This window comes from Pseudomonas sp. BB438, from assembly GCF_057180225.1.
Genome location: NZ_CM170001.1, coordinates 733473 through 752242, shown reverse-complemented (window position 1 = coordinate 752242; position 18770 = coordinate 733473). Strand labels below are relative to the sequence as shown.

The following is an 18770-nucleotide window of genomic DNA, read 5'->3' as shown; positions in this document are numbered from 1 at the left end:
TACAGGCGCCCGCCTGGAATCTGTTGCGATGGAGCCCGCCATGTTCACCCGCCTGCTCTGCCTGTCCCTTACCGTCCTGCTGGCTGCCTGCGCCAGCGAGAAGCCTGCGCCGACTGCCCAGCCGGTCGCCGCCTCGAAGAAAGCCACGTCCCCTCTGGATGAGCCCGTGCCAGCCAACCTGCGCGCGCTCACCGGCCAACTGAGCAGCCCCCAGGGCTTCCTACCGGCCGGTAGCGAAGTGGAACTGGCGCTGCTGGTGATCGACCAGCGCGACCGCCCGCAGCAACTGCTCTCCAGTGAAAAGATGATCGCCACCGGCCAGGCCCTGCCGTTCCGCGTGGTGTTCAACCCGCAGTCCTTCCCGGCTGGCGCCCGCGTCGAACTGCACGGCCGCGTCTCGCAGTCCGGCCAGTTGGCCTGGCGCCTGCCGCCGGTGCGCATCACCCAGCCGGAAACCCGCGTTCTGGGCGAGCTGCGCCTGGTCAACGCACCGTGACGCCGCCGCTGTCTCTGCAGAAGGCCCTGGGCGAACTGCTCGGCGACGCGCGCCTGTCCGCCGAAACGCTGCCCGGCACCGACATTCGCCTCTGGCTGATCGACGCGCAGAACATGGACCGCGAGTTCAGCCCCGACGAAACCCGGCGCATCCTCGAAGAGCCGCCCTACTGGTGCTTCTGCTGGGCCAGCGGCCTGGTGCTCGCCCACTGGCTGGCGGAAAAGCCCGAGTGGGTGCGCGGCAAGCGCGTGCTGGATTTCGGCGCGGGCTCGGGCATTGCCGCCATCGCCGCCGCCAAGGCAGGCGCCGCCGAGGTAGTGGCCTGCGACCTCGACCCGCTGGCGCTGGACGCCTGCCGCGCCAATGCCGAATTGAACGGCGTGGAACTGACCTATTCGGCGGACTTCTTCCTGGAGGAGGACCGCTACGACCTGATCATCGTCGCCGACGTGCTCTACGACCGCGCCAACCTGCCGCTGCTGGACGAGTTCCTCAGCCGTGGTCGCGAGGCGCTGGTGGCCGACTCGCGGGTTCGGGACTTCAGCCATCCGCTGTACCAGCGCCTGGGGATTCTCGACGGCTGCACCTGGCCGGACCTGGCCGAGCCGGCCGAATTCCGTCACGTCAGCCTGTACCACGCACGCCGCAGCTGAAACCTGCTCCGCGCCGCCCACGTAGGATGGCGTGGAGCGAAGCGATACCCATCACCCGCCGCTCCGACAGCCTGGGTATCGCCTAGGTGCCACCCATCCTGCGTTCACAATTCATGATCGAAGCACGATTGTGGCAGCGGGCCATGGGGGCAACCCTGCATGCCGGTGCCCTGCCGCGTGGGTTGTTTCCGTTCCAGAGCGCCCCCACTTATAGTGGCAACCACCTTCATCGCCCCACTCGACTCGAGATTCCCCATGAGCGATACGCCCTACATCTTCGACGCCAGCATCGCCAACTTCGATCAGGTCGTCATCGAGAACTCCTTCCACAAGCCGGTCCTGGTGGACTTCTGGGCCGACTGGTGCGCCCCGTGCAAGGCTCTGATGCCGCTGCTGGCGCAGATTACCGAGTCCTACCAGGGCGAGCTGCTGCTGGCCAAGGTCAACTGCGACGTCGAGCAGGACATCGTGATGCGCTTCGGCATCCGCAGCCTGCCCACCGTGGTGCTGTTCAAGGACGGCCAGCCGGTCGACGGCTTCGCCGGTGCGCAGCCCGAATCGGCGATCCGCCACATGCTCGAACAGCATGTGCAGCCGCCCGCTCCGGCCGCCGGCAATCCGCTGGAGCTGGCACAGACCGCCTTCAATGAAGGCCGTTTCGCCGAAGCCGAGGCACAACTCAAGGCGCTGCTGGGCGAGGACAACACCAACGCCGCCGCACTGATCCTCTACGCCCGCTGCCTCGCCGAGCGCGGCGAACTGGGTGAGGCAGAGACCGTGCTCGACGCCGTGAAGAGCGACGACCACAAGCAGGCGCTGGCCGCTGCCAGGGCCCAGTTGACCTTCCTGCGCCAGGCCGCCGACCTGCCCGACGCTGCCACGCTGAAGACCCGCCTGGCCGCCGACGCCAACGACGACGAAGCCACCTACCAGCTCGCCGTCCAGCAACTGGCCCGCCAGCAGTACGAGGCCGCGCTGGACGCTCTGCTCAAGCTGTTCGTGCGCAACCGCAGCTACGGCGAGGACCTGCCGCGCAAGACGCTGGTTCAGGTGTTCGACCTGCTGGGCAACGACCACCCGCTGGTGATCGCCTACCGCCGCAAGCTGGCGAACGTTCTCTACTGATCCCCGCGACAGAACCACCCTTGCAGGAGCGAGCTTGCTCGCGATCCCAATCGTAGGGCGGATGACGCTACCGCGTTGTTCGCCCTACCGGAGCGCGCCGTGAACGCTTTTACTCTTCGACCCAGTTGAACACCTGCACGCCCTCGCGCACCTCGATCTTCACCTTCGGGCTGTGTCGCAGGCGCACCAGCAATCCCTTCGCCGCCCCTGAGCTGCCCGCCAGTGCCGCCAGCTCGTCCAGCAGCTGCGGCCCTTCGCTGCTGCCGCTTCGACGCAGCAGATCCTGCGCCGCCAGCCACAACTGATCCACCGGCGCACTTGCGGCCGGCGCCGGCACAGCCGTGGCCGCAGACGCAACGGCAATGGCCGGCAGGTTCTGCGCCAGCCGCGCCCAGTCGGCGTCATCCATCTCCACGGTCAGGTCCACCGGCCACTCGCCGATGGTGCCCTTGATTCTCAGCATCGCCCTTCTCCCCGCGGCCTTTCGCGCATGCTCCCACGACCCATCGGCAAACGCACGCTAAGCTGGCGTTAATAATTCACCTGTTATAACGTAACAAATCCATTCATCGGACCGGAGTTCCTCCATGCGCCCCCTGCTCCTCGCTGTCGCCCTGCTGCCTCTCGCCGCCCATGCCCACGACGAACATGAACACGGCAGCCTCGGCAAGCACGAGCATGGCGTCGCCCAGCTCAACGTCGCCCTCGACGGCAAGACCCTGGAGCTGGAGATGGACAGTCCGGCGATGAACTTCGTCGGCTTCGAGCACGCCGCCACCAGCGATGCCGACAAGGCCACGGTCGCCACCGTCCAGGCCCAGCTCAAGCAGCCGCTGCAACTGCTCGCCCTGCCAGCTTCGGCCAAGTGCAGCGTGCAGTCGGTGGAGCTCTCCAGCCCACTGTTCGGTGACGCGCCCAAGGCCGACGACCATGACCATGCCGACGGTGACCACGACGAACACGAAGGCCACCACCACGCCGACATCGACGCCCACTACCAGTTGACCTGCGCCCAGCCGCAGGACCTGGCCGCGCTCGATTTCGCCCCGCTGTTCAAGCGATTCCCGGCTACCCAGAAGATTCAGGTACAACTGATCGGCCCGAGCGGCCAGCAAGGCGCAGAATTGACTGCCGCCAACCCGACCCTGAACTTCTGATACCGACCCGTTGAAATGACCGCACTGCTCGAACTCGACAACCTCGGTTTCGCCTGGCCCGGCCAGGCGGAGCTGCTGGACATCCCTCGCTTTGCGCTGGCCCGTGGCGAAACGCTGTTCCTCAAGGGCCCGTCCGGCAGCGGCAAGACCACCCTGCTCGGCCTGCTTGGCGGCGTGCAGCGCCCACAGCGCGGCAGCGTGAAGCTGCTCGGCGAGGACATCGCGCAGATGAAGTCCGCGCGCCGCGATCACTTTCGTGTCGACCACACCGGCTACATCTTCCAGCAGTTCAACCTGCTGCCGTTCCTCTCGGTACGGGAAAACGTCGAGCTGCCCTGTCATTTCTCCCACAGCCGCGCCGAGCGGGCGACCCTGCGCCATGGCAGCGTGGGCAAGGCCGCCCAGGCATTGCTGGAGCACCTCGGGCTGGGCGATGCGGCGCTGGTCGAGCGCCGCGCCGACAGCTTGTCCATTGGCCAGCAGCAACGGGTCGCCGCTGCCCGCGCCCTGATCGGCCAGCCGGAACTGGTGATCGCCGATGAGCCGACCTCGGCGCTGGACGCCGACGCCCGCGAAGCCTTCCTCCAGCTGCTGTTCGCCGAATGCCGCGAGGCCGGCGCCAGCCTGCTGTTCGTCAGCCATGACCAGAGCCTGGCACCGCTGTTCGACCGCAGCGTCTCACTCGCCGACCTCAACCGCGCCGCCCGCGCTCCGGGAATCTGAGCATGTACCTGTTGCGCCTGGCGCTCGCCAGCCTGTCCAACCGTCGCTTCACCGCGCTGCTGACCATCTTCGCCATCGCGCTCTCCGCCTGCCTGCTGCTGGCCGTGGAACGCGTGCGCACCGAGGCCAAGGCCAGCTTCGCCAGCACCATCTCCGGCACCGACCTGATCGTCGGCGCACGCTCCGGCTCGGTGAACCTGCTGCTCTACTCGGTGTTCCGCATCGGCAACGCCACCAACAACATCCGCTGGGAAAGCTACGAGACCGTCACCCACAGTCCGCTGGTGAAGTGGGCGATCCCGATATCCCTGGGCGACTCGCACCGCGGCTACCGCGTGATGGGCACCGACACCGGCTACTTCGAGCACTACCGCTTCGGTCGCGGACAGGCGCTGGAGCTCGCCGAGGGCCGGCCGTTCGGGCAGGACCTGTTCGACGTGGTGCTCGGCGCCGAAGTCGCGCAGGCGCTGCATTACAAGCTGGGCGACAGGATCGTCCTCGCCCACGGTGTCAGTACCATCAGCCTGGTGCAGCACGACGACAAGCCCTTCACCGTGGTCGGCATCCTCAAGCGCACCGGCACGCCGGTGGACCGCACCCTGCACATTTCGCTGCAGGGCATGGAGGCGCTGCACGTCGACTGGAAGAACGGTGTGCCGGCCCGTGGCGCAGGCCGCATCAGCGAGGAGCAGGCGCGCACCATGGACCTGCAGCCCAAGGCAATTACCGCCTTCCTGCTCGGCCTGAAGAGCAAAGTCGCGACCTTCACCCTGCAGCGGCAGATCAACGAATACGACGGCGAGCCGCTGATGGCGATCCTCCCGGGCGTCGCGCTGCAGGAGCTGTGGGGCTTGATGGGCACGGCGGAAAAGGCACTCTTCGTGGTCTCGCTGTTCGTCGTGCTGACCGGCCTGATCGGCATGCTCACGGCGATCCTCACCAGCCTCAACGAGCGCCGCCGCGAGATGGCCATCCTGCGCTCGGTGGGCGCGCGGCCCTGGCACATCTTCAGCCTGCTGGTGGCGGAGGCCTTCGCCCTGGCGCTGGCGGGCGTGGTGCTGGGCGTCGGCCTGCTCTATGCGGGCATCGCCGGCAGCCAGGCGTACGTGCAGGCGAACTACGGGATTTTCCTGCCATTGGCGCTGCCCAGCGCCTATGAATGGTCACTGCTGGGCGGCATACTCCTGGCCGCGTTGCTGATCGGCTGTGTGCCGGCGTGGCGTGCTTATCGGCAGTCGCTGGCCGATGGTCTGTCGATCCGCCTCTGAGCCCCCTTGCGAGCGATCCCCGTGCAAGCCATCCCCGTACAAAGAAGTCCCATGCTCCGCCTGCTGTTCCTGCTGCTGATGCTGACCAGCGCCGCCGTCTGGGCCGCGCCGCGCGAGCTGACCTGGCCCGAGTTGATCCCCGAGGGCGCACCGCCGCCCCCGCCGCCGGTGCCGCTGCACGACCTGTCCAAGCTCTCCGATGTGCTCAATTCGGAGAGTGGCCCGGCGGTGAAGCAGCAGACGCCCAACGCCCCGGTGGTACAGCAACTGGACGGCCAGGAAGTGAAGATGCCGGGCTACATCGTGCCGCTGGAGGTCGAGGACGACGGCCAGACCGTGCGCGACTTCCTGCTGGTGCCCTACTACGGCGCGTGCATCCACGTGCCGCCGCCGCCGTCCAACCAGATCGTCTATGTTCGAGGCGGCAAGGGCGTAAAAGTCGATGAGCTTTACCAGCCGTTCTGGATCATCGGCACGCTGAGCGTGAAACCGGTGGAAAGCGACCTCGCCGACGCCGGCTACCAGATGCAGGCCAGCAGCATCGAACCCTACGAATACACCGGGCAATGACGGGCGCGGCACTTTGCCGCACCCGCCATTCCTGCAAAGCTTGTGGGCTTTATTGAGCCAGGTCAAAAGTGCAGTTTTAGCGCTGTCTACTATTCTGGGCACCAACACTTATACCAAAGAGATATTGGAGCTCATCATGCGTAAGTCCTGGCTCACCACTTCGCTTCTCTCACTCGCCGTCGCAGCGCCGATCGCAGCCCAGGCCGCCGACATTCGCGGCCACCAGGCTGGCGACTTCCTGGTTCGCGGCGGTATCGCCACCGTAGCGCCGGATGACAGCAGCTCCGACATCAAGCTCGATGGCGGCAAGGTCGGCGGCACCAAAGCTACTGTCGACAGCGACACCCAGCTGGGCCTGACGTTCGCCTACCTGCTCACCGACAAGATCGGTATCGAACTGGTCGCCGCCACTCCGTTCAAGCACCAGGTCGACGTCAAGGGCCTGAACCGCGCGACCGGCCTGACCGGACTGGACGGCAAGCTCGCCGACATCAAGCAACTGCCGCCGACCGTGCTGCTGCAGTACTACCCCATGGGGGGTACCAACTCGGCCTTCCAGCCTTACGGCGGCCTCGGCGTCAACTACACCACCTTCTTCGACGAAGACCTGACCAGCTCCCGCAAGGACCAGGGCTTCAGCAACCTGAAGCTGCAGGACTCCTGGGGCCTGGCCGCCGAACTGGGCATGGACTACATGCTCAACGAGCACGCCTTCGTCAACGCCGCGGTCTGGTACATGGACATCGACACCAAGGCCTCCGTCGACGGCCCGTCCGCTCTGGGCGTGAAGAAAACCAAGGTCGATGTGGATGTCGATCCCTGGGTCTACATGGTCGGTTTCGGCTACCGTTTCTGACGGAGCACACATGAAAAAGGCGCCCGAGGGCGCCTTTTTCACTTTCAGGGAACCGGCATGTACCTCGAACTCAAAGCACTGCACGTCAGCCTGGCGATCATCAGCGCCGCGCTCTTTCTGCTCCGCCTGGGGCTGAGCTGGTGGGGCAGGCGCCCGTCCGGCTGGCAGCGCGGGCTGCCCCACCTGATCGACACGCTGCTGCTGCTCAGTGCCCTGGGCCTGGTGCATCTGGCGATGCCCTGGCCGCTGCCGGTCTGGCTGCAGGCGAAGATCGGCCTGCTGGTGCTCTACATCGTGCTGGCGGCCTTCGCCCTGCGCAGTATCTCGAAGCCGCGCAAGGCGCTGCTCAGCCTTCTCGCCCTGGGCTCGCTGGCCAGCATTTTCTACCTGGCAGTCAACAAGCCCTGGTGGTGATCAGCTGCGCGAGGCCTGCCGCCAGCGGCGTCGGCGCATCCAGGCGGTAGCGCTGCTGCAAGCGGCGATTGTCGGCGCGGGAGTGGCGGATGTCGCCGTGGCGCGCCGGCTGGTAGGTGATTGGCGGCAGCCCACCGGTGAGCTTGCCGATTTCGGCCAGCAGTTCGTTGAGACTGGTGGACTGGTCGAGGCCGACGTTGATCGCTGACTCGGCCACCTCGTCCGCCAGCAGCGCCTGCACCAGCAATTTCACCAGGTCGCCGACATAGATGAAATCGCGGGTCTGCTCGCCATCGCCGAACACGGTGATCGGCAGGCTCTGCTCGGCGCGCCGGGCGAAGATACTGATCACCCCGGAGTACGGCGAAGAGGGGTCCTGGCGCGGGCCGTAGACGTTGAAGAAGCGGAAGATCGCCGGCTCCAGCGCATGCTCGCGGCGATAGAAGTCCAGGTAGTACTCGCTCGAAAGCTTGTCCGAGGCATACGGCGTCAGCGGCGCCTTGACCACGTCCTCGTCGATCGCGGTGCCTTCGCCGTTCTGGCCGTAGACTGCCGCGCTGGACGCGAACAGCACTCGGTGGATGCCCTCCTGGCGCATGGCCTCGCAGAGGTTCAGGGTGCCGATAAAGTTGGCGCGATGGGTACCTACCGGGTCTTCCACCGAGGCCTGCACCGAGGCGATCGCTGCCAGGTGCACGACGCCCTGGCAACCGCTCACCGCACCGCGCAGCGCTGCCTCATCGGCGACGTCGCCGACGATCAGCTCGACGCGGCTGTCGAGGTTCTCGCGCTTGCCGGTGGACAGGTCGTCCAGCACGCGCACGGCAAAGCCTTGCGCAAGCAGCGCGTCCGCCAGATGGGAACCAATGAACCCCGCGCCGCCGGTGATGAGGATGGGCTGCGCGGAGGGGGAAAGACGATCAGACATGGCGGTAATAACGGTCCAGCAGGGCGGGCAAGCCGGCACGCCAGGCGCGCGGCTTGATACCGAAGGTGTGGAGGATTTTCTTGCAGGCAAGCACCGCGTGCTGCGGCTCGTCGCCGGCATCCGGACGCGCGGCGTGGGCCTGCGGGCTCGGTTCCTGGACGGCCAGGGCGCGGAAGGCGCGGGCTTCGCCGAGCACCACCTGGCCGAGGGATAGCGTGGTGGTGGCCTCCAGGCCACCGTAGTGGTAGGTGCCCCACAGCGGCGCCTGGCAGTCGAGCTGCTTGAGCACGGAAAGGATCACCCGCGCCGCGTCATCCACCGGGGTCGGGTTGCCGCGCCGGTCATCGGCGAGGAACAGCACCTGTTCCTTCTCGGCGCGCTCGAGGAAGCGGCCAAGCACGCCTTCAGCGCTGTCATCCAGCAACCAGCCGAAGCGCAGCAGCACGTGCCGCGGGCAGGTCGCCCGCACCCACTGCTCCATGCGCCACAGCGCCTGGCCACGCGGGCCCAGCGGCAGCGGCTCGTCCTTCTCGCTGTAGGCAGTGGCGCGGGCGCCATCGAACACGCGGTAGCTGGACGGCTGGATCAGCAGGATTTCGTGGTGCTGGCAGAGTTCGGCGAGGCGCTCCACCGCGCGCTCCTGGCTGGCCAGGCGAGCGGCGTCGACAGACTCGGCCTGGAACCAGTCGTAGTAGTAGGCGAGGTTGATCACCGCGTCGGGGCGGGTCTCGTCCAGCAGGACGGTGAGGCTGGAAGCGTCCCAGCCCTGTTCGGGCGGCCGGGGGGCGAGGAAGCCGATGTCTTCCTCGGCGCCCAGGCGGATCAGCGCCTGTCCAAGGGCATTACCGCCACCCAACAGCATCAGGCGCATGCGCATATTCGGGGGGTCACTCAGAATCCGTGGGTTACCCCGGCGCACGCAGCGTCGGGGATGATGCCCGCATTTTTCCTGCGCCCCGGCATAGCGTCAAGCTTGGCCGACCCGCTGCAGCCTTTGCCACTGGCGGTAGCGACGCCCTAGGAGCGACGACGGAACAGCGGGCGCGGCTCGATCACCGAGCGGCCGTAGAGCACGCTCAGGCCGGCCAGGCCCTTCAGGGCGTCTTCCACTGACTTGTCCTCACGCACGGCAAAGGCATCGAAACCGCACTGGCGCAGGTGCGCCAGCTGGTCTCGCAGCACATCGCCTACCGCGCGCAATTCGCCGCGCCAGCCGAGGCGGCTGCGCAGCAGGTAGGCCAGGCTGTAGCCGCGGCCATCGCGGAAGCAGGGGAAATCGATGGCGATCAGCGCCGGTTCCTTCAGCCGCCAGATCAGGTCCTCGGGGTCGTCCTCGGGCGTCAGCCAGACGCCGAAGCCCGCACCGGATTCCAACGCCAGCCAGCGCTTCAACGGCAGGATCAACCGCCCCTCGGGCAAGTCCTCCGGCACTTCGCGCAGCAGTTCCCAGGGGTCGTCCGCCGCCACTTCCGCCATGCCATCTCGCAAGCGAATCAGGTTTTTCATGCCGGCACCTCCGTCTGGCGGTAGACCCGCGCCTTGAAGGGCTCCAGACCGATGCGTTCGACCGTTTCGACGAAGCGCTCGCCGGCGCCGCGCTGTTCCACGAAGGTCTGCACCAGCGCCTCGATCACGTCCGGCACCTCCGCCGCGCTGAACGACGGGCCGATCACCTTGCCCAGCGCACTCTTCACACCCTGAGCGCCGCCGAGGGTGATCTGGTACCACTCGCTGCCGTTCTTATCGACGCCGAGGATGCCGATATTGCCGATGTGGTGATGGCCGCAGGCGTTCATGCAGCCGGAGATGTTGAGGCTGAGATCGCCCAGGTCGTGCAGGTAGTCCAGGTTCTCGAAACGCTGCTGGATGCCCTGGGCGATGGGGATCGACTTGGCGTTGGCCAATGCGCAGAAGTCGCCGCCGGGGCAGGCGATGATGTCGGTCAGCAGGCCCTGGTTCGGCGTCCCCAGTCCGGCCGCACAGGCTTCCTGCCAGAGCGTGTGGAGGTCGGACTTGCGCACGTCGGGCAGGACCAGGTTCTGTTCATGGGCAACGCGGATCTCACCGAAGCCGAAGCGCTCGGCCCAGTCGGCCACCTGCTCCATCTGCCCGGCGGTGGCATCCCCCGGCGGTGCCTCGGCGCCCGGCTTGGTGGAGATCACCACGCTGGCATAGCCCGGCACGCGGTGCGGGCGCACGTTGCGCGACACCCAGCGGGCGAACGCCGCGTCCGTGGCCAGCGCCGTGCCGTAGGCGAGATCGTCGGAAGGCGCGTAGACCGGCGGTTCGAAGGCAGCGGCCACACGCTGGTACTCCTCCAGGGTCAGCTGTGCCTCGCCATCGCGCAGGTGCTGCCATTCCGCCTCCACCTCACGGGAGAACGCCTCGATGCCCAGCGCCTTCACCAGGATCTTGATCCGCGCCTTGTACTTGTTGTCGCGCCGGCCGTGGCGGTTGTACACGCGCAGGATGGCCTCGACGTACGACAGCAGGTGCCACCAGGGCAGATCGTCGCGGATCACCTGGCCCAGCATCGGCGTACGTCCCAGGCCGCCGCCCACCAGCACCTTCAGGCGCAGCTCGCCATCCTCGGCGCGCCGCAGGTAAAGACCGATGTCGTGCATCATCACCGCCGCGCGATCTTCCTCGGCGGCGCAAATGGCGATCTTGAACTTGCGCGGCAGGAAGAGAAACTCGGGGTTCACCGTCGACCACTGGCGAAGGATTTCCGCCAGCGGGCGCGGGTCGAGGAACTCGTCGGCAGCGACACCGGCGAAAGCCTCGGTGGTGATGTTGCGCACACAGTTGCCGGAGGTCTGGATGGCGTGCATCTCGACATCGGCCAGGCGCTCGAGGATATCCGGCACCTGCGCCAGCTCCACCCAGTTGAACTGGATGTTCTGCCGCGTGGTGAAGTGGCCATAGCCGCGATCGTGCTCGCGGGCGATCCAGGCCAGGGTACGCATCTGCTCGCTGGACAAGGTGCCGTAGGGAATCGCCACGCGCAGCATGTAGGCGTGTTTCTGCAGATACAGGCCGTTCTGCAGGCGCAGCGGCAGGAATTCCTCTTCGCTGAGCTCATCGCTCAGGCGCCGCTGCACCTGGTCGCGGAACTGCTCCACCCGCTCGCGCACCAGCGCGTGGTCGTAATCATCGTATCGGTACATCGCCAGGCCACCTTCGGGTCGTTGCGTAGCGGCCTGCTTCTGTCGTCGAGCGCGCTACTTCAGGGATGACCGAACTATGGCCGGCGCCTGCTGCGCAAAACAGCGGCAGATCACGCGGGAAAAACCGGATCAGATGCGCCCCGCGCCTGCCCCGGCGGGCCTGCGACCGGTTGCCGCAACAGGCCCGATCAGGCGTCCCCACGCGCAGCACGCCAAGCCCGTGGCGCTGCGGGGCGGAGCGATTTTCGGCATCTGATATGGTTTTTTCCGGCAGACCTGAATCTGTTTCGAGTGCAGTTCGGTTCGTACAGTCGCGGCGCCTCTTCTGCCTGATGGGCCACGACAATGAGCGAAAGAATTCCCGCGAAGGTCATCGAGATCGACGCACCGCAACGTTTCACCCCGCCGCCGAAACCGCTGTCCGCGGTGACCCCGACGGTCTACACCAAGCGCTTCGCCGGGCGCTTCCGCGACCTGCGGCGCCTGGGTGGCGGCCTGCTGTTCCTGCTGTTCTTCGGCACCCTGTGGCTGCAGTGGAACGGCCGCCAGGCGGTGCTCTGGGACCTGCCCGAGCGCAAGTTCTACATCTTCGGCGCGACCTTCTGGCCGCAGGATTTCATCCTGCTCTCGGCAATCCTGATCATCGCCGCCTTCGGCCTGTTCTTCATCACGGTGTTCGCCGGACGTGTCTGGTGCGGATACACCTGCCCGCAAAGCGTGTGGACCTGGATCTTCATGTGGGCCGAGCAGGTCACCGAGGGCGACCGCAACCAGCGCATGAAGCTCGACAAGGGTCCGGCCAGCGCCGAGAAAGTCCTGCGCAAGGGCGCCAAGCACGGCCTATGGCTGCTGATCAGCCTGGTCACGGCGATCACCTTCATCGGCTACTTCACCCCGGTGCGGCCGCTGGTGGCGGACCTGCTGACCTTCAGGCTCGACCTGGAGAGCAGCTTCTGGGTCGCCTTCTTCGCCGCCGCCACCTACGCCAACGCCGGTTGGCTGCGCGAGCAGGTGTGCATCCACATGTGCCCGTACTCGCGCTTCCAGAGCGTGATGTTCGACAAGGACACCCTGATCATTTCCTACGATGCGGCGCGCGGCGAATCCCGTGGCGCACGCAAGAAGGACGCCGATCCCAAGGCACTGGGCCTGGGCGACTGCATCGACTGCTTCCAGTGCGTGCAAGTCTGCCCCACCGGCATCGATATCCGCGACGGCCTGCAGATCGCCTGCATTGGCTGCGCCGCCTGCATCGACGCCTGCGACTCGGTGATGGACAAGATGGGCTACGACCGCGGCCTGGTGCGCTACACCTCGGAAAGCGCACTGGAAGGCGACAAGACCCACCTGCTGCGCCCGCGCCTGATCGGCTACGCGGCGGTGCTACTGGTGATGATCGGCGCCTTCGTCTGGGCGCTGGAAGCACGACCGCTGATCAACCTCGACGTCGCCCGCGACCGTGGGCTGTTCCGCGAGAACGCCGCCGGCGAGATCGAGAACATCTACAACCTCAAGCTGATCAACAAGACGCAGCAGCCGCAGCACTACCAACTGAGCCTCGCCGATGGCGCCGGCTACCGCCTGCAGGGCGTGCCGGAGCTGATGCTGCAGCCGGGCGAGATCCGCGACTTCGCCGTCTCGGTGGCCAGTGAGGCGCAGCGCAGCGCCGGAGGGTCGGTGCCGCTGCACTTCCGGGTCAGTGACGGCAACGAGGCGATCGACGCCGCCAGCACCTTCGTCTCGCCGAGGCGCTGAGCATGGCACGGGAGCTTGGCGTGACCTCCGCGCAACGCCTAGAGTGGTCGGATTCTTCCGCCCCTCAGGCCGCCGTGCAGGACAAGATGAAGCGCTACGAGAAATTCGCCGACGAGATCGCCGGCCTGATCCGCAGCGGCGTGCTCGCCCCCGGCCAGAAGGTCCCCTCGGTGCGGCACGCCAGTCGCACCTACGGGGTCAGCGCCTCGACGGTGTTCCAGGCCTACTACCTGCTGGAGGATCGCGGGCTGATCGTCGCCCGCGCCCGTTCCGGTTACTTCGTCCGCGAGCACGTGCAGCGCGCCCTGGCCGAGCCGGAAATCGCCCGCCACGACGCACAGACCACCGAGGTGGACGTCAGCGAACTGGTGTTCTCGGTGCTCAGCTCGATCAAGGACCCGGACACCGTGCCCTTCGGCTCGGCCTTCCCGGCCCCGGAGCTGTTCCCCCTGCCACGCCTGGCGCGTTCCATGGCGCATGCGGTGCGCGACATGGACCCACGCTCGGTGGTCGCCGACCTCGCCCCCGGCAGTCACGCGCTGCGCCGGCAGATCGCGCTGCGCTACATGGTCGGCGGCATGCCGCTGCCGGTGGAGGAACTGGTGGTGACCAATGGCGCGCTGGAAGCGCTGAACCTGTGCCTGCAGGTCGTCACCCAGCCGGGTGACCTGGTCGCCATCGAGGCGCCAGCCTTCTACGCCAGCCTGCAGGTGCTCGAACGCCTGAAGCTGAAGGCCGTGGAAATCCCCGTGCACCCGCGCGAAGGCATCGACCTGGACGTGCTGGCCGACAGCCTGGCGCGCCTGCCGATCAAGGCCTGCTGGTTCATGAGCAACTTCCAGAACCCGCTGGGCGCGAGCATGGCCGAGGACAAGAAGCGCGCCCTCGCCGGCCTGCTGGCCAGGCACCAGGTGCCGCTGATCGAGGACGACGTCTACGCCGAGCTGTACTTCGCCGCCCAGGCGCCCAAGCCGGTAAAGGCGTTCGACAGCGACGGGCTGGTGATGCACTGCAGTTCCTTCTCCAAGAGCCTGGCGCCGGGTTACCGGGTCGGCTGGGTTGCCGGTGGGCGCTACGCCGAACAGATCGAGCGGCTCAAGCTGATGACCAGCCTGTCGGCCTCGGTGCCGGCCCAGGCGGCCATCGCCGACTACCTGCAGCACGGCGGCTACGACCGCCACCTGCGCAAGCTGCGCCACGCCCTGGAAAGCCAGCAGCACGCCATGCTCGCCGCCGTGGCCCGGCACTTCCCCGCCGCGACTCGCGTGACGCGGCCCAGCGGCGGCTACTTCCTGTGGCTGGAGCTGCCGGAGCACATCGACGCGCTCAAGCTGTTCCAGCTCGCCCTGGCCCAGGGCATCAGCCTCGCGCCGGGGCCGATCTTCTCCGCCACACGCCGCTTCGGCCATTGCCTGCGCCTGAACCACGGCCACCCGTGGACGGCGACCAGCGAACACGCCATGGAAACCCTCGGACGGATCATTCACTCTTTGTAGGGCTACGCTGCAGGACTGATCCGCACATTCGGAAACGTTCTGTACCTATGCGGCAAGTTGTCGCAGGAATACGCTGTCAGGCAGGAAAACCCGGACGAGGGAAGCTGCCATGGATTCGGAAGGCCTGACGATCCTGCTGACGGTGTGCGCCGCACTCGGCGTGCACCTGTGGGTGCGCTGGTACCTGCGGCGCGGAGTGATGCCGCGCGGGGACCCGTGGCTGGCATGAACGACTGGGCGTGACCCGCGGGGGTTGCCCTACAGGCAACGCTTACTGATCACCCACCACGGACGGCCCGATGAACCTCTGGCAGCGCGACCTCAGCCATTCCCCCTACGCCGAAGCGGTGCGCGCCGAGCAGTTCGACGTGCTGCGGCGCAATTCGCCGTTCTCCATCATTGCCGCCTATCTCGTTGCCGGCCTGACCACCTGGGTGCTCAGCGATGCCCAGCCGTTGATGCTCCTGTTCGCCTGGTTCGCCGCGCAGACGGTGCTCGGCGCCCTGCGTCTGTGGCTGCTGCGCCGCTATGACCGGCTGCGCGGCGACGATACCGGCGCCCGGCACCGTTGGCTGATCCAGGTGATGCTCACTACTGGTCTGTCGGGCGTGCTCTGGGGCTTACCCGCTGCGTACTGGGTGACGGTGCTGCCGGTGTCGCTGCAGATGTACGTGGTGGTGATTCTGCTCGGCCTGGGCACGGGCGTGATGAACGCCTACAGCATCGTGCTGCCGTTGTTCTACCTGTTCATCGTGCCGGCCTTCACCCTGCCCTTCGCCAGCCTGCTGGTGCTGCTGCCGGACGCCCTGAGCAAGACCCTAGGCGCGGCGGCACTGGTCTATGCCGTCACCATCTGCGCCTTTGCCTACCGCTTCCACGCGACCCTGGTGGACTCGCTGCTGCTGCGCTTCGAGAACATCGAACTGCTGCAGAAACTCAGCATCGAGAAGGAGGCCGCCGAGCGCAGCGACCAGGCCAAGACGCGCTTCCTTGCCTCCGCCAGCCACGACCTGCGTCAGCCGACCTACGCCCTCGGCCTGTACCTGGGCGCGCTGCAGAAACGGCCGCTGGACGACGCCAGCCGCAACCTCGTCGAGCATATTTCCCGCGCCCTGGCCGCGCAGGGATCACTGTTCGATGCGCTGCTGAACATTTCGCGGCTCGATGCCGGCATCGTCCAGCCCAGCCTGCAGTCCTTCTCCCTGGCCGAGCTGCTGGAGCGCATCGCCGAGGATTGCCGCGTACAGGCCACCGAAAAGGGCCTGAGGCTGCGTGTGCGAGCGGGCGCGCCCTTCGTCAGATCCGACCCGGCGCTGCTCGAGCGCATCCTGCGCAACCTGGTGGAAAACGCCATCCGCTACACCGAGCGCGGCGGCGTGCTGATCGGCTGGCGCCGCCGTGGCCGGCAGGTGCGGGTGGAGGTCTGGGACAGCGGCCCGGGGATTCCCGCCAGCGAACGGCAGAAGGTGTTCTGGGAATTCCATCAGTTGAACAATCCCGAGCGCGACCGCAGCAAGGGCCTCGGCCTGGGGCTGGCCATCGTCCAGCGCACCGCCGCCCTGCTCGATCATCCCCTGACACTGCATTCGCGCGAAGGCCAGGGCAGCGCCTTCATGCTCGACCTGCCGCGCGCCACCGCCGTGCAGCCGCGCCCCGTGGCCCCCCCCGCGCCACGCAGCGTGGTCGGCAGCGACAAACTGATCTACGTGATCGAGGACGACGCCGAGAACCGCGAAGGCCTGCGCCTGCTGTTCCAGAGCTGGGACTACCGCCACCGCATCGTCGCCGACGTGGCCGACCTGCTGGACGACCCGGCGGCTGCCCGCGAGAAGCCCGACCTGATCATCAGCGACTACCGCCTGCGCGACCACCAGACCGGCCTCGACGCCATCGAGCGCCTGCACCTGCACTACGCAGACGACTGGATCGCCGCCATGCTGGTCACCGGCGACACCGACCCGCGCCTGCTCGCCCAGGCCGCCGCCCACGGCTGGCCGCTGCTGCACAAGCCGCTGGCGGCCGAGCAGTTGAAGGCGATGATCGATGAGCAGCTGGGCGACCTCGAACCGCTGGACGACCAGGCCGAGCAGTACCTGTAGGAGCGAGCCTGCTCGCGAACCACCCTCTCCGTGACTCCAGAGCCGGGTGGTTCGCGGGCGAGCTCGCTGCTGCGAAGCGCATCTACGGCCGATACAGGTGCGCATGCCCCGCGCTGTACAGCGACGAATCGGCAAAGCCCTCCGCGCCCAGCACCCGGCCCACCAGGATCAGCGCCGTACGCCTGAAGTCCTTGGCCTCTGCCTTGGGCAGGATGTCACCGAGGGTGCCGGTGACCTGGTCCTGGTCCGGCCAGCTGGCACGGTGGATCACCGCGATGGGGCAGTCCGCGCCGTAGTGCGGCAGCAGCTCGGCGACGATGTTCGCCAGCTGGCCGACGCCCAGGTGAATGGCCAGGGTCGCGCGGTGTTGGGCCAGCTCGGCGAGGGACTCGCCCTCGGGCATGCGCGTCCGGCTGGCGTAGCGGGTGAGGATCAGCGTCTGCGAGATATCCGGCAGGGTCAGCTCGCAACCCAGGATCGCCGCGCAGGCGGAGGTCGCGGTCACGCCGGGGACGATCTCGTAAGCAATACCCAACTCGCGCAGGTGACGAATCTGCTCGCCGATGGCGCCGTACAGCGACGGGTCGCCGGAGTGCACGCGCGCTACGTCCTTGCCCTCGGTCTCGGCCTGCGCCAGCAGCTCGACGATCTCGTCCAGGTTCAGCTCGGCGGTATTCACCACACGCTCGGCGCTATGCCCATCCAGCACCGCCGGCGGCACCAGGGAGCCGGCGTAGAGGATCACCGGGCAGGTGCGGATCAGCCGCTGGCCCTTGACCGTGATGAGTTCGGGGTCGCCCGGGCCGGCGCCGATGAAATAGACCGTCATGACGGCTCCTGTGCGGATTCGACGGGGATGAAGGCGAGTGCGCAGGTGGCTTGCTCGCTGCGACGCTTGCCCACCAGCAGGCGTGCCGGCGCGCCACCCTGGGCCTCGGCCTGCAGCAACGCCGCGGCCTCGGCCACGCTGGCACTGCCACTGGTCGCACGCACGACGTCCGACGGATCCCCCAGGCGCTTCTCGCAGGTCGCGAGCTGCGGCGGCGTGAACAGCACCAGCGGCAGGTCGAGGGCGGCTGCCAGGGCAGTCAGCCCGACTTCGTCAGCCTTCAGCGTGGCGCTGGCCAGCGCGGTGAGGTTCGACTCGTCGAGACCTGCTTCGGCCAGCGTATCGCGCAGCAGGGCTTGCAGTTCGTCGAGCGGGCAGCCGCGGCGGCAACCGAGGCCGGCAACCAGCGTCATGGTCGCTCTCCTTGCAGATGAAAATAAAAACCCCGCAGACGGCCGGGCCGGCTGCGGGGTCGAGCATAGCGCCTGGATCAGGCCGAGGGTGCGAAGCGACGGAACAGCCAGGCAGCGATCAGGCCGAGTGCAGCCCAGAACACCGCGTTGGTGACCAGCGAGGCGACGATGAACTCGTGAGCCAGGCTTTCCGGTGCGAGGCTGGAATGCACGTCCGGCTGCGGCGCACCGATCACGTGCGGCACCACCAGCAGGGCGAGTCCGACGATACGTAGCGCCCAGTGGCGGCCGAACACCAGCAGCGCGAGACCGGCGGCGGTGGCGGCGGCAGTGCCGATCCACCAGGTCTGCCGCAGGGTCAGGTCAGCGGCGGCGGTGCCGGGGACTTCCGGCGGCAGGCCGAGGGACGGCGCCAGGGTGAACACGGCGAAACCGGCGAGGCCCCAGAGCAGGCCTTCGGAGGTCTTGCCCGGCTCACGCAGGGTGAACAGGCCCGCGAGCATCAGCGCGAAACCCACCGCGACCACCAGGTTGCCGCCGGTGGTGGAGAGGATGCGCTGCCAGCCATCTTCCGGCTCCCAGGCTTCCGCATCGTGCTGATGGCCGGCGACGGCGCCATCGGCATGCTCATGGACGTGCTCTTCGACCAGCGCGGCGGCGGGTTCGGACTTTTCGTAGGTTTCCGCCTTCAGAATCAGCGGGGATACCCACAGCAGCTGGACCACGGTGAGCACCAGCGCGGCAATCAGACCGGCGAAACCGGCGGTCTGGGCGATTCGTTTGATCATGGGTTCGTTCCTTTTCCTTCTCCGAGCCATCGA

The 18770-nt window shown here is 67.3% G+C and carries 20 protein-coding genes; 12 read left to right on the top strand and 8 right to left on the bottom strand.

Annotation, left to right across the window (positions count from 1 at the left end; all coding sequences use genetic code 11):
• Window positions 1-28 precede the first annotated feature (28 nt).
• The 3 genes from AC1ZV1_RS03650 (at window position 29) to trxA (ending at window position 2274) form a co-directional block, all read left to right on the top strand.
• Window positions 29-496 (top strand): YbaY family lipoprotein, encoded by a 468-nt coding sequence (locus AC1ZV1_RS03650; protein WP_484295545.1) that lies wholly within the window; start codon window positions 29-31, stop codon window positions 494-496.
• A complete protein-coding gene (locus AC1ZV1_RS03645) occupies window positions 493-1149 on the top strand; it encodes a class I SAM-dependent methyltransferase (protein ID WP_484295544.1) in 657 nt (218 codons plus the stop codon). The genes AC1ZV1_RS03650 and AC1ZV1_RS03645 overlap by 4 nt, the downstream gene beginning before the upstream one ends.
• A gap of 255 nt (window positions 1150-1404) precedes the next feature.
• Window positions 1405-2274, top strand: a complete 870-nt coding sequence (gene trxA / locus AC1ZV1_RS03640) for a thioredoxin (RefSeq protein ID WP_484295543.1) — start codon at window positions 1405-1407, stop codon at window positions 2272-2274.
• Between the two features lie 109 nt (window positions 2275-2383).
• Here trxA and AC1ZV1_RS03635 read toward each other — a convergent pair whose 3' ends face one another.
• Complete coding sequence (locus AC1ZV1_RS03635) at window positions 2384-2737, bottom strand: hypothetical protein (protein WP_484295542.1); 354 nt, start codon at window positions 2735-2737, stop codon at window positions 2384-2386.
• A 124-nt stretch (window positions 2738-2861) separates the two neighbouring features.
• On the opposite strand from AC1ZV1_RS03635, the gene AC1ZV1_RS03630 reads away from it, so the two are divergent.
• From AC1ZV1_RS03630 to AC1ZV1_RS03605, 6 genes are all read left to right on the top strand, one after another.
• The gene (locus AC1ZV1_RS03630; protein ID WP_484295541.1) at window positions 2862-3431 is read left to right on the top strand and encodes a DUF2796 domain-containing protein; all 570 of its coding nucleotides are present in this window, start codon (window positions 2862-2864) and stop codon (window positions 3429-3431) included.
• Between the two features lie 15 nt (window positions 3432-3446).
• Window positions 3447-4154: an ABC transporter ATP-binding protein gene (locus AC1ZV1_RS03625; protein WP_484295540.1), complete on the top strand. Its 708-nt coding sequence runs from the start codon at window positions 3447-3449 to the stop codon at window positions 4152-4154.
• Between the two features lie 2 nt (window positions 4155-4156).
• Window positions 4157-5422, top strand: a complete 1266-nt coding sequence (locus AC1ZV1_RS03620) for an ABC transporter permease (RefSeq protein WP_484295539.1) — start codon at window positions 4157-4159, stop codon at window positions 5420-5422.
• A gap of 51 nt (window positions 5423-5473) precedes the next feature.
• On the top strand, window positions 5474-5992 hold the full coding sequence (locus AC1ZV1_RS03615; RefSeq protein WP_484295538.1) for a DUF3299 domain-containing protein: 519 nt from the start codon (window positions 5474-5476) through the stop codon (window positions 5990-5992).
• A 136-nt stretch (window positions 5993-6128) separates the two neighbouring features.
• On the top strand, window positions 6129-6848 hold the full coding sequence (locus AC1ZV1_RS03610) for an OmpW family outer membrane protein (RefSeq protein WP_484295537.1): 720 nt from the start codon (window positions 6129-6131) through the stop codon (window positions 6846-6848).
• 57 nt (window positions 6849-6905) lie between these two features.
• Window positions 6906-7262, top strand: coding sequence for a SirB2 family protein (locus AC1ZV1_RS03605; protein WP_484295536.1), 357 nt, complete (start codon window positions 6906-6908; stop codon window positions 7260-7262).
• Here AC1ZV1_RS03605 and AC1ZV1_RS03600 read toward each other — a convergent pair.
• The 4 genes from AC1ZV1_RS03600 to AC1ZV1_RS03585 form a co-directional block, all read right to left on the bottom strand.
• Window positions 7243-8190, bottom strand: a complete 948-nt coding sequence (locus tag AC1ZV1_RS03600; protein ID WP_484295535.1) for an NAD-dependent epimerase/dehydratase family protein — start codon at window positions 8188-8190, stop codon at window positions 7243-7245. The genes AC1ZV1_RS03605 and AC1ZV1_RS03600 overlap by 20 nt on opposite strands.
• Window positions 8183-9067 (bottom strand): sugar nucleotide-binding protein, encoded by an 885-nt coding sequence (locus AC1ZV1_RS03595; RefSeq protein WP_484295534.1) that lies wholly within the window; start codon window positions 9065-9067, stop codon window positions 8183-8185. Before AC1ZV1_RS03595 ends, AC1ZV1_RS03600 begins: the two co-directional genes overlap by 8 nt.
• A 140-nt stretch (window positions 9068-9207) precedes the next feature.
• The gene (locus AC1ZV1_RS03590; protein WP_484295533.1) at window positions 9208-9696 is read right to left on the bottom strand and encodes a DUF934 domain-containing protein; all 489 of its coding nucleotides are present in this window, start codon (window positions 9694-9696) and stop codon (window positions 9208-9210) included.
• On the bottom strand, window positions 9693-11357 hold the full coding sequence (locus tag AC1ZV1_RS03585; RefSeq protein WP_484295532.1) for a nitrite/sulfite reductase: 1665 nt from the start codon (window positions 11355-11357) through the stop codon (window positions 9693-9695). The genes AC1ZV1_RS03590 and AC1ZV1_RS03585 overlap by 4 nt, the downstream gene beginning before the upstream one ends.
• Window positions 11358-11702: 345 nt before the next feature.
• Here AC1ZV1_RS03585 and ccoG point away from each other — a divergent pair, with 345 nt between their 5' ends.
• From ccoG to AC1ZV1_RS03570, 3 genes are all read left to right on the top strand, one after another.
• Window positions 11703-13112: a cytochrome c oxidase accessory protein CcoG gene (ccoG, locus tag AC1ZV1_RS03580; protein ID WP_484295531.1), complete on the top strand. Its 1410-nt coding sequence runs from the start codon at window positions 11703-11705 to the stop codon at window positions 13110-13112.
• An 86-nt stretch (window positions 13113-13198) separates the two neighbouring features.
• Window positions 13199-14608, top strand: coding sequence for a GntR family transcriptional regulator MpaR (mapR, locus tag AC1ZV1_RS03575; RefSeq protein WP_484297495.1), 1410 nt, complete (start codon window positions 13199-13201; stop codon window positions 14606-14608).
• A gap of 299 nt (window positions 14609-14907) precedes the next feature.
• Complete coding sequence (locus AC1ZV1_RS03570; RefSeq protein ID WP_484295530.1) at window positions 14908-16707, top strand: ATP-binding response regulator; 1800 nt, start codon at window positions 14908-14910, stop codon at window positions 16705-16707.
• Window positions 16708-16789: 82 nt separating this feature from the next.
• Here AC1ZV1_RS03570 and cobM read toward each other — a convergent pair whose 3' ends face one another.
• The 3 genes from cobM to AC1ZV1_RS03555 form a co-directional block, all read right to left on the bottom strand.
• Complete coding sequence (gene cobM / locus AC1ZV1_RS03565; protein WP_484295529.1) at window positions 16790-17536, bottom strand: precorrin-4 C(11)-methyltransferase; 747 nt, start codon at window positions 17534-17536, stop codon at window positions 16790-16792.
• On the bottom strand, window positions 17533-17949 hold the full coding sequence (locus tag AC1ZV1_RS03560; protein WP_484295528.1) for a cobalamin biosynthesis protein: 417 nt from the start codon (window positions 17947-17949) through the stop codon (window positions 17533-17535). The genes cobM and AC1ZV1_RS03560 overlap by 4 nt, the downstream gene beginning before the upstream one ends.
• 77 nt (window positions 17950-18026) lie before the next feature.
• Entirely contained in the window at window positions 18027-18737 is a 711-nt protein-coding gene (locus AC1ZV1_RS03555; RefSeq protein WP_484295527.1) for a CbtA family protein, read from the bottom strand.
• Window positions 18738-18770 lie beyond the last annotated feature (33 nt).

Excerpts from the sequence above, each read along its gene's own strand:
- AC1ZV1_RS03650 (WP_484295545.1), top strand. The coding sequence starts at position 29 with ATGGAGCCCGCCATGTTCACCCGCCTGCTCTGCCTGTCCCTTACCGTC.
- trxA (WP_484295543.1), top strand. The coding sequence starts at position 1,405 with ATGAGCGATACGCCCTACATCTTCGACGCCAGCATCGCCAACTTCGAT.
- AC1ZV1_RS03635 (WP_484295542.1), bottom strand. The coding sequence starts at position 2,737 with ATGCTGAGAATCAAGGGCACCATCGGCGAGTGGCCGGTGGACCTGACC.
- AC1ZV1_RS03630 (WP_484295541.1), top strand. The coding sequence starts at position 2,862 with ATGCGCCCCCTGCTCCTCGCTGTCGCCCTGCTGCCTCTCGCCGCCCAT.
- AC1ZV1_RS03625 (WP_484295540.1), top strand. The coding sequence starts at position 3,447 with ATGACCGCACTGCTCGAACTCGACAACCTCGGTTTCGCCTGGCCCGGC.
- AC1ZV1_RS03620 (WP_484295539.1), top strand. The coding sequence starts at position 4,157 with ATGTACCTGTTGCGCCTGGCGCTCGCCAGCCTGTCCAACCGTCGCTTC.
- AC1ZV1_RS03615 (WP_484295538.1), top strand. The coding sequence starts at position 5,474 with ATGCTCCGCCTGCTGTTCCTGCTGCTGATGCTGACCAGCGCCGCCGTC.
- AC1ZV1_RS03610 (WP_484295537.1), top strand. The coding sequence starts at position 6,129 with ATGCGTAAGTCCTGGCTCACCACTTCGCTTCTCTCACTCGCCGTCGCA.
- AC1ZV1_RS03605 (WP_484295536.1), top strand. The coding sequence starts at position 6,906 with ATGTACCTCGAACTCAAAGCACTGCACGTCAGCCTGGCGATCATCAGC.
- AC1ZV1_RS03600 (WP_484295535.1), bottom strand. The coding sequence starts at position 8,190 with ATGTCTGATCGTCTTTCCCCCTCCGCGCAGCCCATCCTCATCACCGGC.
- AC1ZV1_RS03595 (WP_484295534.1), bottom strand. The coding sequence starts at position 9,067 with ATGCGCATGCGCCTGATGCTGTTGGGTGGCGGTAATGCCCTTGGACAG.
- AC1ZV1_RS03590 (WP_484295533.1), bottom strand. The coding sequence starts at position 9,696 with ATGAAAAACCTGATTCGCTTGCGAGATGGCATGGCGGAAGTGGCGGCG.
- AC1ZV1_RS03585 (WP_484295532.1), bottom strand. The coding sequence starts at position 11,357 with ATGTACCGATACGATGATTACGACCACGCGCTGGTGCGCGAGCGGGTG.
- ccoG (WP_484295531.1), top strand. The coding sequence starts at position 11,703 with ATGAGCGAAAGAATTCCCGCGAAGGTCATCGAGATCGACGCACCGCAA.
- mapR (WP_484297495.1), top strand. The coding sequence starts at position 13,199 with ATGAAGCGCTACGAGAAATTCGCCGACGAGATCGCCGGCCTGATCCGC.
- AC1ZV1_RS03570 (WP_484295530.1), top strand. The coding sequence starts at position 14,908 with ATGAACCTCTGGCAGCGCGACCTCAGCCATTCCCCCTACGCCGAAGCG.
- cobM (WP_484295529.1), bottom strand. The coding sequence starts at position 17,536 with ATGACGGTCTATTTCATCGGCGCCGGCCCGGGCGACCCCGAACTCATC.
- AC1ZV1_RS03560 (WP_484295528.1), bottom strand. The coding sequence starts at position 17,949 with ATGACGCTGGTTGCCGGCCTCGGTTGCCGCCGCGGCTGCCCGCTCGAC.
- AC1ZV1_RS03555 (WP_484295527.1), bottom strand. The coding sequence starts at position 18,737 with ATGATCAAACGAATCGCCCAGACCGCCGGTTTCGCCGGTCTGATTGCC.